This window comes from Arthrobacter sulfonylureivorans (assembly GCF_047607445.1).
GTDB lineage: Bacteria > Actinomycetota > Actinomycetes > Actinomycetales > Micrococcaceae > Crystallibacter > Crystallibacter sulfonylureivorans_A.
Map to the genome: position 1 here is coordinate 59376 of NZ_JBLKRT010000022.1, position 13777 is coordinate 73152.

General features: G+C 66.3%; 14 protein-coding genes. 9 read left to right on the plus strand and 5 right to left on the minus strand.

Going from position 1 to position 13777, the window contains the following annotated elements; translation table 11 throughout:
• Positions 1 to 6: 6 nt before the first annotated feature.
• Positions 7 to 1326, minus strand: a complete 1320-nt coding sequence (locus ACMX2H_RS11895) for a branched-chain amino acid ABC transporter permease (protein ID WP_414960697.1) — start codon at positions 1324 to 1326, stop codon at positions 7 to 9.
• 300 nt (positions 1327 to 1626) lie between these two features.
• Positions 1627 to 1923, minus strand: a complete 297-nt coding sequence (locus ACMX2H_RS11900; protein ID WP_414960713.1) for a GroES family chaperonin — start codon at positions 1921 to 1923, stop codon at positions 1627 to 1629.
• Positions 1924 to 2250: 327 nt separating this feature from the next.
• Here ACMX2H_RS11900 and ACMX2H_RS11905 point away from each other — a divergent pair, with 327 nt between their 5' ends.
• From ACMX2H_RS11905 to ACMX2H_RS11925, 5 genes are all read left to right on the plus strand, one after another.
• On the plus strand, positions 2251 to 3093 hold the full coding sequence (locus ACMX2H_RS11905) for a Bax inhibitor-1/YccA family protein (RefSeq protein WP_414960698.1): 843 nt from the start codon (positions 2251 to 2253) through the stop codon (positions 3091 to 3093).
• Between the two features lie 78 nt (positions 3094 to 3171).
• The gene (locus tag ACMX2H_RS11910) at positions 3172 to 4098 is read left to right on the plus strand and encodes an aldose 1-epimerase family protein (protein ID WP_414960699.1); all 927 of its coding nucleotides are present in this window, start codon (positions 3172 to 3174) and stop codon (positions 4096 to 4098) included.
• A gap of 37 nt (positions 4099 to 4135) precedes the next feature.
• Entirely contained in the window at positions 4136 to 5413 is a 1278-nt protein-coding gene (locus tag ACMX2H_RS11915; RefSeq protein WP_414960700.1) for an AI-2E family transporter, read from the plus strand.
• Complete coding sequence (gene ilvA, locus ACMX2H_RS11920; RefSeq protein ID WP_136784351.1) at positions 5410 to 6648, plus strand: threonine ammonia-lyase; 1239 nt, start codon at positions 5410 to 5412, stop codon at positions 6646 to 6648. The genes ACMX2H_RS11915 and ilvA overlap by 4 nt, the downstream gene beginning before the upstream one ends.
• 3 nt (positions 6649 to 6651) lie before the next feature.
• Positions 6652 to 7227 (plus strand): rhomboid family intramembrane serine protease, encoded by a 576-nt coding sequence (locus ACMX2H_RS11925; protein WP_414960701.1) that lies wholly within the window; start codon positions 6652 to 6654, stop codon positions 7225 to 7227.
• Between the two features lie 110 nt (positions 7228 to 7337).
• On the opposite strand, the gene greA is transcribed toward ACMX2H_RS11925, so the two are convergent.
• A complete protein-coding gene (gene greA / locus ACMX2H_RS11930) occupies positions 7338 to 7829 on the minus strand; it encodes a transcription elongation factor GreA (RefSeq protein ID WP_414960702.1) in 492 nt (163 codons plus the stop codon).
• A 304-nt stretch (positions 7830 to 8133) separates the two neighbouring features.
• A complete protein-coding gene (locus ACMX2H_RS11935) occupies positions 8134 to 8580 on the minus strand; it encodes a DUF4307 domain-containing protein (RefSeq protein WP_414960703.1) in 447 nt (148 codons plus the stop codon).
• Positions 8581 to 8630: 50 nt separating this feature from the next.
• Between ACMX2H_RS11935 and mca the strand changes: the two genes are divergently transcribed.
• Genes mca through ACMX2H_RS11950 form a run of 3 tightly spaced genes read left to right on the plus strand, consistent with a single transcriptional unit; the run spans position 8631 to position 12157 of the window.
• Entirely contained in the window at positions 8631 to 9545 is a 915-nt protein-coding gene (gene mca / locus ACMX2H_RS11940) for a mycothiol conjugate amidase Mca (protein WP_414960704.1), read from the plus strand.
• A gap of 60 nt (positions 9546 to 9605) precedes the next feature.
• Positions 9606 to 9965 (plus strand): hypothetical protein, encoded by a 360-nt coding sequence (locus tag ACMX2H_RS11945; protein ID WP_414960705.1) that lies wholly within the window; start codon positions 9606 to 9608, stop codon positions 9963 to 9965.
• Positions 9966 to 9967: 2 nt separating this feature from the next.
• Complete coding sequence (locus ACMX2H_RS11950; protein ID WP_414960706.1) at positions 9968 to 12157, plus strand: thioredoxin domain-containing protein; 2190 nt, start codon at positions 9968 to 9970, stop codon at positions 12155 to 12157.
• A gap of 44 nt (positions 12158 to 12201) precedes the next feature.
• Here the strand turns inward: ACMX2H_RS11950 and trhA are convergent, their stop codons facing one another.
• A complete protein-coding gene (gene trhA, locus ACMX2H_RS11955; RefSeq protein WP_414960707.1) occupies positions 12202 to 12957 on the minus strand; it encodes a PAQR family membrane homeostasis protein TrhA in 756 nt (251 codons plus the stop codon).
• 124 nt (positions 12958 to 13081) lie between these two features.
• Here trhA and uppS point away from each other — a divergent pair.
• Positions 13082 to 13777 (plus strand): polyprenyl diphosphate synthase (gene uppS, locus ACMX2H_RS11960; protein WP_414960708.1); only part of this gene is annotated, 696 nt, incomplete at its 3' end.

A 13777-nucleotide genomic window follows, 5' to 3' on the forward strand; every position in this document is an offset into this window, starting at 1 on the left:
TGCCTCCTAACCCACGCGCTCTCGACGGCCAAGGATGCCTTGTGGCCGGAACAGCAGGACGACGATCATAATCAGCAGGGCGCCGACATACTTAAGGTCTGCCACGAGCCAGAGCGTCGACAGTTCGACGAACAGGCCAACGAGGACCGAGCCAACCAGAGCGCCGAACACGGTGCCCAAACCGCCCAAGATGACGCCAGCAAAGACGAGCAGCAGGATTTGCTGGCCCATATTGAAGGTGACGCCGGGACGGTAATAGGCCCAGAGGATGCCGCCCAGGGCAGCCAGGATGCCGCCCACTGTCCAGACAATCCTGATCACCCGGTCAACATCGATGCCGGAGGCTGCCGCGAGTGCGGGATTGTCCGCAACAGCTCGGGTAGCCTTGCCCAGGCGGGTCTTGAGCAGCAGCATGGCGATCAGGACAATCACGACCAGGCTGACAACCAGCGAGATGAGCGTATTGCGGCTGATCGAGATGCTGCCAAGCTCCACGATGGGGCTGCTGGCCCCGGGAAGCTGTTGGGTGGCGCCACCGAAATTGAACAAGATGGTATAGCGCGCGGCTAGGGCCAAACCGATGCTGATGATCATCATGGGGATCAGCGCGGTACCCCGGCGCCGCAGCGGCTTCCAGAGCCACGCGTCCTGGACCCAGCCGAAGGCGCCGCCGAAGATGACACCCAGCAGCAGCGCCGCCCAGATGGGGAGGCCGGCTACAGAGAAGCCGAACATGACAACAGCCCCGAGCGTGACCATCTCGCCGTGGGCGAAGTTGGTCAGGCCGGTGGTGCCGTAAATGAGCGACAGACCCACCGAAGCCAAGGCCAGCAGCAGGCCGAAGCTCAAACCGGCAATCAGTCGCTCGACGAAAATTTCGCCGAAACTGGCGGACTGGACCACAATGCCTTCACCCAGTGGAAAGACGGCTGCGGCATTGGACGTGTTAGTGAAGGTGACTTCGCGGGGATTCGGCGTCCCCTCGGCCAACTCCACGCCCTCCGGCAGGGTGGAGACATCAACCTCCACTTGGTAGGTCCCCTTCACCGGAACTCCGATGGACCAGGTCCCGTTGTCCCCGGTGGTGGCCTCGCCGCTGAATCCCTCGCCCGTCGCCGTGATCCGCACTCCCGGGACAGGACCGTCAGTGTTTCGCAGAACACCGCCGATCTTGTAGGGGGAGGGCTCCGCAGGCGCCGTCGTCGCTCCGGGTGTTGGTGCGGGTGAGGTGGTCGAAGCCAGTGAGGGGGGAGCGGACAGCAAGATCCCCGTGATGATCGCCAGCAAGGCGAGTAGCGTCCCCAATGGCCGAACACGCTTCGGCATCGCTATCAAAATATGAACCTCCACAGTGTGGGGTGGTCCGCCGGGTCACCGGCAGGCACTGACAGCGTCTGTGACAAAAATCACCGACGTGTCGTTTATGTTACCTGCGCCTCAGGTGCTGGGGTGCGCGGTTCTGTCGCGATCAGGTAACAACTGTGAAGCAGTTGTTAAGCAAGGGTAAAACGTTAGGGCGCCACGGGGCAGGTTGGCTACAGAGAGCGGCGCGAACCTAGGCTGGCGATCCTGTCCGGGCGGCTACTGAGAGCGGGTCGGACCAAGGCTGGCGCTCCTGCCCGGCGGCTACAAATAGAGCCCGGTGCTGCTGTCCGCTTCCTCTGGCTGGGACACCGCGTGGATGTCGCGCTCTCGGAGCAGGGTGTAGTCGGTGGCGTTGACCTCGACCTCCGCGCGGTCCTCCGGATCGAAGAGCACGCGGTCGCCCACAGCTACCTGGCGCACTTGCGGCCCGGCGGCTACCACCTCTGCCCACGCCAAGCGTTTGCCCATCACTGCGGTGGCCGGAATGACAATCCCGGATGATGAACGGCGCTCGCTGCTGTCCTGGTCCGGGGCCACCAAAAGACGGTCATGGAGCATCCGCAGGGGCAGTTTGTCCTGCGCGGAGGGGCGCGGCTTGTTGGAAGGACTGGGAGTCACCGGAGCATTCTACCCGCGGCGGGCTCCGCCCCGGACGCGGCTGTTTGCCGCGGGTGCTGCTTCGCCGCGGGTGCTGCTTCGCCGCGGGTGCTGCTTCGCCGCGGGTGCTGCTTCGCCGCGGGGATGCTCCGCCCGAGTCGGCGCATCGGGCCGCAATGCGGTGTCCGGAAGAGTTCACCGGCACGTTATGGAATTTTCCGCGGTGTCGTTCGTTGGGATTGGTAGTGTAATCACTAGCTCGCCCCCCTGACGATGGAGGACAACAAGATGGCAATCGGAGGAAATCCGGTTTTCAACAATCCCAACGCGTTCCGCAGCTCGCCAGCGGGATCTGCGGCCGCCGGCTCGACCGCGCTGGCCGGCCAGACGCAACTGACCAGCCAGCAGTTGCAGGACCTGTACAACCAGCCGTCCGCTGGCCCTGCCCAGACTGGCCGGATGACCTACGACGATGTCATCTTCAAGACTTTGGCCTGCCTGTCCCTGGTGGTCGTGGGCGGCGCCATCGGCTGGATGTTCCCGATCCTGATGATCCCGGGCATGATCGTCGGCCTGGTGCTCGGCCTGGTCAACGCCTTCAAGAAGGAGCCGTCCAAGGGGCTCATCCTGGCGTACGCAGGCGCCGAGGGCCTGTTCGTCGGCGGGCTGTCCATGTTTATTGACGGCATGTACCCGGGCGTCGCCCCGCAGGCCGTGCTGGGCACCGTGTGCGTCTTCGCCGTCACCTTGCTGCTGTTCAAGAGCGGCAAGGTCCGGGCCACGCCGAAGGCCATGCGCTTCTTCATGATTGCGCTGCTGGGCTACGCACTCTTCTCGCTGGTGAACCTCGGCCTGATGTGGTTTGGCGTGCTGGACAACCAGTGGGGCATGCGCGGCGCTGAGATCAGCATCATGGGCATCAGCATCCCGCTGGGCGTCATCATCGGTCTGATCGCCATCGGACTGGCCGCCTTCTCGCTGATCGTCGATTTCACCTCGATCGAGCAGGGTGTCAAACAGGGCGTGGACCGCAAGTACTCGTGGACGGCGGCCTTCGGTCTGACCGTGACCTTGATTTGGCTGTACGTGGAGATCCTTCGCCTGCTCGCCATTCTGCGCGGCGACGAATAGCCCACAGTTTCCTTTTGAACCGACCCCGGCCCAGTGCCGGGGTCGGTTGTTTAAGCGGCAGCCGGTACGGTGGACCCTATGACGCGGGAGCGCGGCCACGGAGCCACCGGAGAACAGTTTGAACTACGGCGCGCCGGATCGCGGGCCGTGATCACCGAGCTGGCGGGCAGCCTCCGGCTGTTCGAAAAGCACGGCGTGCAGCTGACCGAAACGTACGATGACGATCGCATCCCGCCGTCGGCCTGCGGCATCCTGCTGGCGCCGTGGCCCAATCGGGTGGCGGAAGGCCGCTGGACACTCGACGGCGACGCCCAGCAACTCGACATCACGGAACCGGGACGCGGACACGCCATCCACGGGCTACTCCGCAATACCGGCTACCGGCTGGTTGAACGGAGCGAGCACCGCGTGGTGCTGCGTGCCGAGATCTTCCCGCAGCACGGGTACCCCTTCCGGCTCAGCCACAGTGCCGAATACTCCCTGGACCAGGCCGGTGACCTGGCCGTGCGGCAGGAGCTGCTGAATCTGTCCGGCGCGGCGGCACCGGTGGCGCTGGGTGCCCATCCATTCCTTCGGCTGGGAGACGAACCTGCCGACCGGTTGACGTTGACGGTCCCCGCCGCACGGTACTTCCCGGCGGATCCGCAGACCATGATTCCGGCGGCAGATGTCCCGGTCGATAAGCAGACCGATCTGCGCGGGGGTGCCCGGCTGGCGGAACAGGCGATGGACCGTGCCTATACCGGGCTGTCTGCCGGGGCTAGCGGTCGGGTGGTGAGCACCTTGGTGTCGGATAGCGGTTCGTGGGTCGGTCTGTGGCAGGACGAAACATTCCAGTACGTGCATATATTCGTCACGTCCAAGTACCCGGGGAGGGCCTGCGCGCTGGCGGTGGAACCGATGACGGCGCCGGCGGACAGCTTCAATTCCGGCACCGGGCTGACATGGTTGCGGCCCGGCGCTTCCTTCGGCGGCAACTGGGGCATTACGGCGCAGCTTCACTGAACACATGTCGGGGTGACAATATGAAACTATTGGGTCTATGAACCGGTCATTCCCCGAAAACCGCCCGCTGCCGGCGGGACGATCGGCGGGCACCGACGGCAGGCACCATGTGCGCGAGGACGTGCCCTATGCGCTGCGGATCAGCGCGGCGTGGGCTTGGCGGGTGGGCCTGATCCTGGTTGTCGGCGGACTGTTGGTCTGGCTGCTCAGCTTCGTCTCGCTGCTGATCATCCCGCTGATGGTCGCGGCCTTGATTTCCGCCCTGATTTCACCGGTGGTTCGGTTCCTGCGCAAGGCCAAGGTGCCCAAGAGCCTGGCCGTGGCCATCACCATCCTCGGTTTCCTCGGCTTGATCGGCGGCGCGCTCTCCTTGGTTGGCCGGCAGCTTTACATCGGCTTCAGCGAGCTGTGGGACCAGGTGCTCCAAGGCATTGGCCAGGTGCAAGACTGGCTGACCAATGGTCCGCTCCGGCTGACCAACGAACAGCTCAACTCCTACCTGAACGAAGCCTTGCAGCAACTGCAGAGCAACAGCAGTGCGATCTTTTCGAGTGCCCTCAGCGTGGGTTCCACGGCCGGGCACCTCTTCACCGGACTGCTGCTGACCATCTTCGCGCTGATCTTCTTCCTTTACGACGGCGAGCGGATCTGGCGTTTCATCGTCGGCCTGTTGCCCAAGAAAGCCAGGGCGGCCGGCAACGGCGCAGGCCGCAAGGGCTGGACTTCGATGGTGCAGTACATCCGGGTCCAAATGTTCGTGGCCTTCGTGGACGCGGTCGGGATTGGTGTCGGCGCCGCCATCATCGGTGTCCCGCTGGCCCTGCCGCTCGGCGTTCTGGTCTTCCTCGGCTCGTTCATCCCGATCATCGGCGCGTTGGTGACCGGGTTCGTTGCCGTGCTGCTGGCACTGGTCGCCAACGGCTGGGTCAATGCGCTCATCATGCTCGCCATCGTGCTGGGCGTGCAGCAGCTCGAGGGGCATGTGCTGCAGCCGCTGGTCATGGGCAAGGCCGTGTCGCTGCATCCGCTGGCAGTCGTGCTTGCCGTGGCAGGCGGCTCGATGGTCGCCGGCATCGCCGGGGCACTGTTTGCCGTGCCCCTGCTCGCCATCCTCAACTCCGTCGTCAAGTACATCGCCGCGCGGGGATGGGAAACAGATCCGGCACTGGGGGCTCCTCCACCGGTGGAAGAGCCCTACATGGCTCCTGAACCGGCGCTGGCTTCGCCCGGTCCGGGCAACCCGCCAGAGACTTCAGATCAGGAACCCGTCCGCCGACGCCGCGTCCAGCTGCGCAGAAAAGAGTCCGACAAGTGACAGCCACCACCCAACTGCCCGTCACACTTGATGACATCCAGGCAGCACGGAAAACCCTTGATGGGGTCATCGCCAAGACGCCGATCGAACAATCCCGTGCGCTGGGCCGGATGGTCGGTTCCGATGTCTTCTTCAAGTGCGAGAACCTGCAGCGCGCCGGCTCCTTCAAAGTCCGCGGAGCCTACGTGCGCATGGCGGGGCTGACCGACGAGGAGAAGTCGCGCGGGGTCGTGGCCGCCTCCGCCGGGAACCACGCCCAGGGAGTGGCGGTGGCCGCGGCCCGACTGGGCATCAAGGCGCGCATCTTCATGCCCCTCGGCGTAGCGCTGCCCAAGCTGGCAGCCACGCGCGGCCACGGCGCCGAAGTGGTCCTGCATGGCCACAACGTGGACGAGGCCCTCGCCGAAGCCAAACGCTTCGCCGAGGAGACCGGCGCGGTGTTCGTCCACCCGTTCGACAGCCCGGACATCATTGCCGGCCAGGGCACGCTCGGCTTGGAAATCCTGGAACAGGTTCCGAACGTGGACACCATCGTCATGGGTGTCGGTGGCGGCGGACTGCTGGCCGGAGTCGCCACCGCCGTCAAAGCACGAGCCAAAGAGTTGGGCCGCGAGATCAAGGTCATCGGGGTGCAGGCGGAAAATGCTGCGGCCTATCCGCCGTCGCTCGCCGCCGACGCCCTGGTCCCGCTGCAGAAGGTGTCCACCATGGCCGACGGCATCGCCGTGGGTCGTCCCGGGCAACTGCCGTTCTCGATCATCAGGGAACTGGTGGACGACGTGGTCACCGTCAGCGAAGACGCCCTGGCCCGAGCGCTGATCTTCTTGATCGAGCGGTCCAAGCTGGTCGTCGAACCGGCCGGCGCCGTCGGCGTGGCCGCGCTGATGGAGGGCGTCATCCCGAATCCGGGAACCACAGCGGTCATCCTCTCGGGCGGAAACATCGATCCCATGCTGATGCTGAAGGTCATCCAGCGGGGCCTGTACGCCTCCGGCCGTTTCATGTCCGTCCGCATCATGCTCGATGACCGACCCGGCTCGCTGGCCCAGATTTCGCGGATCATCGCGGAATCGGACGCCAACGTTACCCGTGTGGACCATACGCGGATCGGCGGCTCCATCAGCATGGGCGACGTTGCCATCACTATCGACATCGAGACCAAGGGGCACGAGCACTGCGAACTGGTGCTCGGCAGCCTCCGCGCCGAGGGCTTCCAGCCCGTCGTCGTCCACTGACCCGTGGCCGGCAGCCAGGCCCTGCGCCCCGCCCAGGCCCTGGCCGGAGCCGGGGTGTTTGCGGTGTTGCTCTGGGCGGTCTTCCTGGTCAATGTGATCGCCGGCGGATACTTCAGCCTGCTGCTGGGGATCGCGCCACGCCGGCTGGACGGGCTGGACGGAGTGCTCTTCGCCCCGCTGCTGCATGCTGATACCAGCCACCTGTTGAGCAACATTCTGCCGCTGCTGGTGCTCGGGTTCCTGACGCTGCTGGAAGGGATCCGGCGGTTCCTGGTGGTGCTGTCCTGCAGTTGGCTGGCCTCCGGGCTGGGAGTCTGGCTGACGGGCGCGGGCCTGACGATCGGTGCTTCGGGCCTGGTCTTCGGGCTGCTGACCTATCTGTTGGTGCGCGGCTTCTACAACCGCAGTTGGCGGCAGATCTTGCTGGCCGTGGTCATCTTCATTTTCTACGGCTCGGTGCTGTGGGGTGTGCTGCCGACGGCGGTGCCCGGCATTTCCTGGCAGGCCCACCTCTTCGGGGCAGCCGGCGGAGTGATCGCCGCCGTGCTGCTGCGCCGTCGACAGCCCCGTCTCGGCTGACCGCGCAGGCTTGCACCCGCCGGCTAACGGCTGCCGGCTATCGACCCGTACAGACGCGGAAGGCGGGTTCCCTGAGGGAACCCGCCTTCCGCGTCTGTCAGCGTGCTTGATCAGCCGGCGTAAGGGGTGGCCGAGATGATTTCCACCGAAATCTGCTTGCCGTTCGGGGCAGCGTAGGTGGTGGAGTCTCCCACCCGCAGGCCGTGGATGGCCGCGCCGAGCGGGGACTTTTCGCTGTACACGTCCAAGTCGGATTCGCCGGCAACCTCGCGGCTGCCCAGCAGGAAGCGCTCAGTGTCACCGGCGACCTTGGCCTCGATGACCATGCCCGGCTCGACGACTCCGTCATCTGCCGGTGCTTCGCCCACGTGCGCGTTCCGCAGCAGGTCGGTGAGCTGGCGGATCCGGGCTTCAGCCTTGCCCTGTTCTTCCTTGGCCGCGTGGTAGCCGCCGTTCTCCTTGAGATCCCCCTCGGAGCGGGCCTGTTCGATGCGGTCGACGATCTCTGCCCGGCCGGGGCCCGAAAGGTGATCCAGTTCAGCCTTCAGGCGGTCGTAGGCTTCCTGAGTGAGCCAGGCGACGGGTGCGCTGGAAGTGGACACGTAGTTCTCCTTAATTGCTGCCGGAGCCGCTGGACGCGGTGCCGGCACGGTGGCACTTTGCACAAAAGGCCGCCATGCCGGCGGCCACTTGATGCAAAGACCCCGCCGTGGTGGTGAATCAATTCGTTCTGGGATGTTCCCAGTTCACCAGCTTGGCGGGGTGGAATGTATTTGCTCAATTGTAGTCAGCCGTCGCCGGATTTCCCAATAACAAGGTGGTAAAGGAAGTTTTCGCCCGTTCCGGGTGCGCCCGCCCGGATCACGCTGGGGCCGGATGGGGGCGCGGTACGCGGCGAGTGCTGCGTCAGCTGTTGGCGTCGTCGGCCCAGCAGCTGTCCACACCGCCGGAGACGGCCATGGATTCAGTTCGGAGCTGGACGCGGTGCGCTGTGGTCCCGGAAGCAGCTTCGTTGGCGGGGCCAATCGTGGCCACTTTCCAGCCGACTACCGCATAGTTGTCGCTCAGGGCCTGTACGGCGCAGTGGACGGTGGCTTCCGGATCCTTGGTGACTTGGAAGTCCACGGTGATGTGTCCAGCGTCGGCCACGGTAAAGCCAACGTCCTTGCTCTCAATCTGCGGGCCGTTTTGGCCCAGGGCAAAAAAGCCTGCGCCAATAACGGCGACTCCGAGGGCGCCGCCAGCCAGCGCAAGTTTGGCGCGGCGGGACAGGGATCGCCGCGGTGTGCCGTAACGGTTGGAAACAGTTAAGCTGGAGGAAGTCTGAGGAGTACGGGGGCCTGCGGTGCTCACGCCCTCAAGTTTATCCTCCCGCCCACGCCAGATTTCCCAGGAGCAGCCACGTGAGCTTCGATGCAGCCCAGCCAGCGCAGAGTGACGGACTGCGCCTGCTGGCGGTCCATGCCCATCCGGACGACGAATCCAGTAAAGGCGCGGCCTCGATGGCGCGTTATGCCGCGGAGGGCGTCCAGGTGATGGTTGCTACCTGCACCGGCGGTGAGCGCGGAGACATTCTCAACGCCGAGGCTGCCTCGGATCCGCAGGCGCACCGGGACCTTGCCGGGATCCGCCGGCTGGAAATGGCGCAGGCCGCGGCCGAACTGGGTATCCAACAGCGCTGGTTGGGGTTCGCTGATTCCGGCCTGCCGGAGGGGGACCCGCTGCCGCCGCTGCCGTTCGGCAGCTTCGCCACGCTGCCGCTGGAGCGGGCCGCCGCCCCGCTGGTCAAACTGGTGCGTGAGTTCCGGCCGCATGTGGTGATCAGCTACGACGAGAACGGCGGCTATCCGCACCCGGACCACATCATGGCCCACAAGGTGGCCGTGGAGGCGTACCACGCAGCCGGCGACCCCGAGCGTTATCCGGAGGCGGGCAGCGCCTGGGAGCCGCTGAAGCTCTACTATGACCGCGCTTTCAACCCGGAGCGGTTCCGCGCACTCCACTATGCGCTGGAGGAAGCAGGGCTGCAGTCGCCCTACGCGGCGCGCCTCGCGGCCTGGCTGGAGGCCGACGCCGAAGGCCACCAGCCGCCGATGCCGAACCACCGCACCACCACGCAGATCGACTGCGGCGACTTCTTCCGCCACCGCGACCGCGCGTTGCTCTCGCACCGGACCCAGGTGGAGCCTGCAGGGTTCTTCTTCGCCGTCTCCGAGGAGATGCAGCGGACGGTCTGGCCCTGGGAGGATTTCTCGCTGATCCACGCACGGGTGGAGACCAGCGTGCCCGAGACGGATTTCTTTGCAGGCATAAGATAGTGCCTGCAGCCAACCAGCGCCGGAGCCTCGTGTCCCGGCTGCACCCAGAAAGAGAATGATTTGCCCCTGATCCAGATCCTTGCCGCCGTCGCTGCCGGTGCCGGCGAGCCCACCCTCCGGCCCGGACTCGACGCGGACCAGGTTTCGCCTGGACCGTGGGGCTTCTTCTTCACCTTTGCGCTGGCCGCCGTCGTGGTCTTCCTGATCTGGGACATGACCCGGCGCATCCGGCGGGTCCGCTACCGCTCGCAAGTGGACGAGAACCTTGCCGCGGATGCACGGCAGGGCGGTCCCGGATCGACCGGATCCAGTGGATCCGGTACCAGCGGGACGGATCATTATGCCGGGGGAGAGGCTCCGGCAGCCGGCGGAACCAGCGAAGCCGGCGGCGGTTCTGGCCGTCCGGAACGCGGGGACTGACCGTGGCCGGCAGACTGCGCTCGGAGGCCTCGGCCTACCTGCGCCAGCACGCCGGAAATCCCGTGGACTGGTGGCCCTTTGGCGACCAGGCCTTCGAACAGGCACGTCTGCGCGACGTGCCTGTTTTTGTTTCGGTAGGCTATGCGGCCTGCCACTGGTGCCACGTGATGGCGGCGGAGTCTTTCGAGGACCAAGCCACCGCAGAATATCTGAACGAGCACTTCATCCCGGTCAAGGTGGACCGGGAAGAACGTCCGGACGTGGACAGCATCTACATGTCGGCCACCCAGCTGATGACCGGACAGGGCGGCTGGCCCATGAGCGTGTTCGCGCTTCCGGACGGCAGGGCCTTTTACTCGGGCACGTACTTCCCGCCGCGGCCGCAGCCGGGCCAGCCGTCGTTCCGTCAGGTCCTCCAAGCGGTCCATGAGGCCTGGGAGCAGCGGCGCGGGGCCGTAGAGACCACGGCTGCGTCGGTGGCGCAGGCGCTGGCACAGGCAGGGGAAGCGAACCGTGGGCTCCTCGGCGACCTTTCCGTGGAGCCTAGTGGCGGCCTGCCGCTGCCGGCCGGAGGCCCGGAGGCCGGATGGGGGCCGGTACGGATGCCGCCCGCCGACGCCGGGGGCGGCGACGACCGCCAGGCAGTCCTCGAAGAAGCCGTCGAAGTCTTGTCGGGCCAGGAAGACACGGTCTTCGGCGGTTTCGGCGGCGCGCCCAAATTCCCGCCGTCGGCCGTGCTGCATTTCCTGCTCCGGCATGCCGGGGCGTCCCGCTCCGAATCGGCACAGCTCGCCGCCGGATTGTCCGCCCGCACGTTGCGGGCCATGGCCGGGTCCGCGTTGTACGACCAGCTTGAGGGCGGTTTTGCCCGCTACACCGTGGACCGCCGCTGGACGGTGCCGCATTTCGAGAAAATGCTCTACGACAACGTCCAGTTGTTGCGCGCCTACGCGCAATGGGCCGTCCAGTCGCCGGCGGGGCCGGACCGGGAACTTGGTTGCGCCGTCGCGGCGGGCACTGCCGGGTGGTTGGTGGACCGGCTGCAGCTGTCCCACGGGGGCATCGCTTCCTCGCTTGACGCTGACACCATCGTCGATGGCGTCCACCACGAGGGTGCCACCTATGTGTGGTCTCCCGCTGAACTGCGCGAGGTGCTCGGCGACGACGACGGCGGCTGGGTGGCGTCCGTCATGGGCGTGGGCGAGCGGGGCAACGTCACCGGTACGCGGTCGACGCTGCATCCGGGGAGGCCGTTGGAACCCGACGAGCAGCTCCGCTGGGCGGCGCTGCGTCCGGTACTGCTGGCGGCCCGACAGCAGCGGCCACAGCCGGCACGGGACGAAAAAGTTGTGGCCGGCTGGAACGGGCTGGCCGTGGCCGGGCTGGCCGAAGCGGGAGAGTTGCTGGACCGGGCCGACCTCACCGAGGCCGCAGTGGCGGCGGCCAACTATGTACTGTCCGTGCATCTGGACGACACCGGCCGGCTGGCCCGCGTTTCACACGATGGTTCGGCGCAGCCCTTTGAAGGGTTGCTGGAGGACTATGCCGGCTGCGCGGAGGGATTGTTCTCGCTGTACGCCGCTACCGGGGAAAGCCGCTGGTACCGCGCCGCAGAGGGGCTGGTCCTCCGGGCGGAGACAGTGTTCCTACGGGACGGCACGCTCAGCGACCAAGCTGTCCCGGCGGCGCAGGTGGCAGCCGCCGCCGGAGCCGTTCCGCCGGCTGACCCGCTGGAGAGTGCCACACCCAGCGGCACCAGCCTGTTCGCCGGCGTGCTGGCCACCTACGCCGCCTACAGCGGGTCGGTAAAGCACCGCGAACTGGCCGGCCGGCTGCTCGGTTATCTGGGTCGGATCGCGGCCCGCGCTCCACGGGCCGCCGGGTGGGGCCTGGCCGCGGCTCAGGCACTCACGGCCGGACCGGTCGAACTGGCCGTGACCGGAGCCCCGGATGCAGCCGCTGACCTGATCACTGCTGCGCGTGCCAGCGGCAGCCCGGGCATCGTCGTCGCCCGTCACCCGGCGGAGCCAGGACTGGAAGAACCGGCCCCGCTGCTGGCGGACAAACCGGTTCCCGCGGACGGTGCATTGGCGTATGTCTGCCGCGGGATGGTCTGTCGCCGCCCGGTGCCAACGGCCGCTGCCTTGCTGACGGAGCTCGGCCTGGCAGGGCTCGGCGCGGCAGGTCGCTAGCACCGCGGGCAAAACGCCGGACGCCCTGACGCCGGCGGTGGTCCTCAGCCGGCGGAGCCAAGCACCGCGATCATGATGGCAATGTAGTGGCAAACGAAAGCCACCACGGTGAAGGCGTGGAAGAACTCGTGGAAACCGAACCAGGTCACCGAGAAGTTCGGCCGCTTGATTCCGTAAACGACGGCACCGGCAATGTAGAACGCGCCGCCCGCGCAGATCAGCACCGCGGCGGGGACGCTGGCAGTGAAGAAGTCGGGCAAGTAGAACAACGCCGCGAGTCCCAGTGCGCAATAGATCGGGACGTAGAGCCAACGCGGGGCGTGCGGCCAGAGCACCCGGAAACCCACACCGGCGATGGCGCCGGCCCAGATCAGCCAGAGCAACAGCGCGGCCTTCGGCGGTTCCAGCAGCGCCCAAGCCAGCGGCGTGTAGGTGCCGGCGATGACCAGCATGATGTTGGTATGGTCCAGGCGCTTAAGCAGCAGCTTCACCGGCGGGCTCCAGTTGCCGCGGTGGTAGACGGCGCTGACGCCGAAAAGCAAAAGCCCGGTCAAGGCGTAGACCGCGCAAGCCCATTTTCCGGCCGCGGTCGGCGCGAGCGCCACGAGCACGATCCCCGCTGCCAAGGCCAGGGGAGTGGCACCGGCATGCAGCCAGCCGCGGAACTTCGGTTTGATATTGAGTGCGTCCGCAACCTGCTCAACAGCCCGCTCGACAGGTCCGTCCGTCGCCTCAACCCGTGCGCTCGAACCGTCAATATCGCGTGGGTACGGCCCGGCAGCAGCACGGTGTTCACTCATGCGGATATTCTAGCGCCCGCGCGCCCATTTGTTACTCACGGGTAACAAGGGGTGTGTTCGGGACCGCCCGAGCGGGAGGATAGAATTCGAAGTCGTGAATGGGCGATCAGGAAGGCAGGGTGCGGTGTCACTTCCCGGCGTCCTCTACCGCCTCTATGAGCGTCGCCTGCAGCGCTCGCTGGCCCCCGGCCGCATCCCGGGCCACATTGGCGTGGTGGTGGACGGCAACCGGCGCTGGGCCAAGCTGGCCGGGGCGCCGACGAGGGAAGGGCATCAAGCCGGCGCAGACAAGATTCTTGAGTTCCTCGGCTGGTGCGGCGACCTGGGCGTCAAGGTGGTCACGCTCTACATGCTGTCCACGGACAATATGGGCCGCTCGGAAGACGAACTGCGGGAGTTGCTGGGTGTCATCGGCAATACCCTGGACCGGTTGGGCGAGGGCAAGAACGTACGCGTCCATCCCGTCGGTGCGTTGGAGACGCTCCCTGCAGACCTTGCCGCCAAACTCCGCAGCCTGGGTGAGCAGACCGCAGCCGTGGAGGGTGTGCACGTCAACGTGGCCGTGGGCTACGGTGGCCGCCGGGAAATTGTTGACGCGGTCAAGGGTTTGTTGCGCCATGCCGAGGCCGACGGCAGGAGCCTGGCGGAGGTCGCGGACACCTTGACCGTGGACGATATTTCCCAGTACCTCTACACCAGCGGCCAGCCGGACCCGGACCTGGTGATCAGGACGTCCGGAGAACAGCGGCTGTCCGGCTTCCTGATGTGGCAGAGCGCTTACAGCGAGTATTACTTTTGCGAGGCGCTGTGGCCTGACTTC

Coding starts and splice junctions, on each gene's coding strand:
- ACMX2H_RS11905 (WP_414960698.1), top strand. CDS start 2,251: ATGGCAATCGGAGGAAATCCGGTTTTCAACAATCCCAACGCGTTCCGC.
- ACMX2H_RS11900 (WP_414960713.1), bottom strand. CDS start 1,923: ATGCTCCATGACCGTCTTTTGGTGGCCCCGGACCAGGACAGCAGCGAG.
- trhA (WP_414960707.1), bottom strand. CDS start 12,957: ATGAGTGAACACCGTGCTGCTGCCGGGCCGTACCCACGCGATATTGAC.
- ACMX2H_RS11915 (WP_414960700.1), top strand. CDS start 4,136: ATGAACCGGTCATTCCCCGAAAACCGCCCGCTGCCGGCGGGACGATCG.
- ACMX2H_RS11895 (WP_414960697.1), bottom strand. CDS start 1,326: ATGCCGAAGCGTGTTCGGCCATTGGGGACGCTACTCGCCTTGCTGGCG.
- ACMX2H_RS11910 (WP_414960699.1), top strand. CDS start 3,172: ATGACGCGGGAGCGCGGCCACGGAGCCACCGGAGAACAGTTTGAACTA.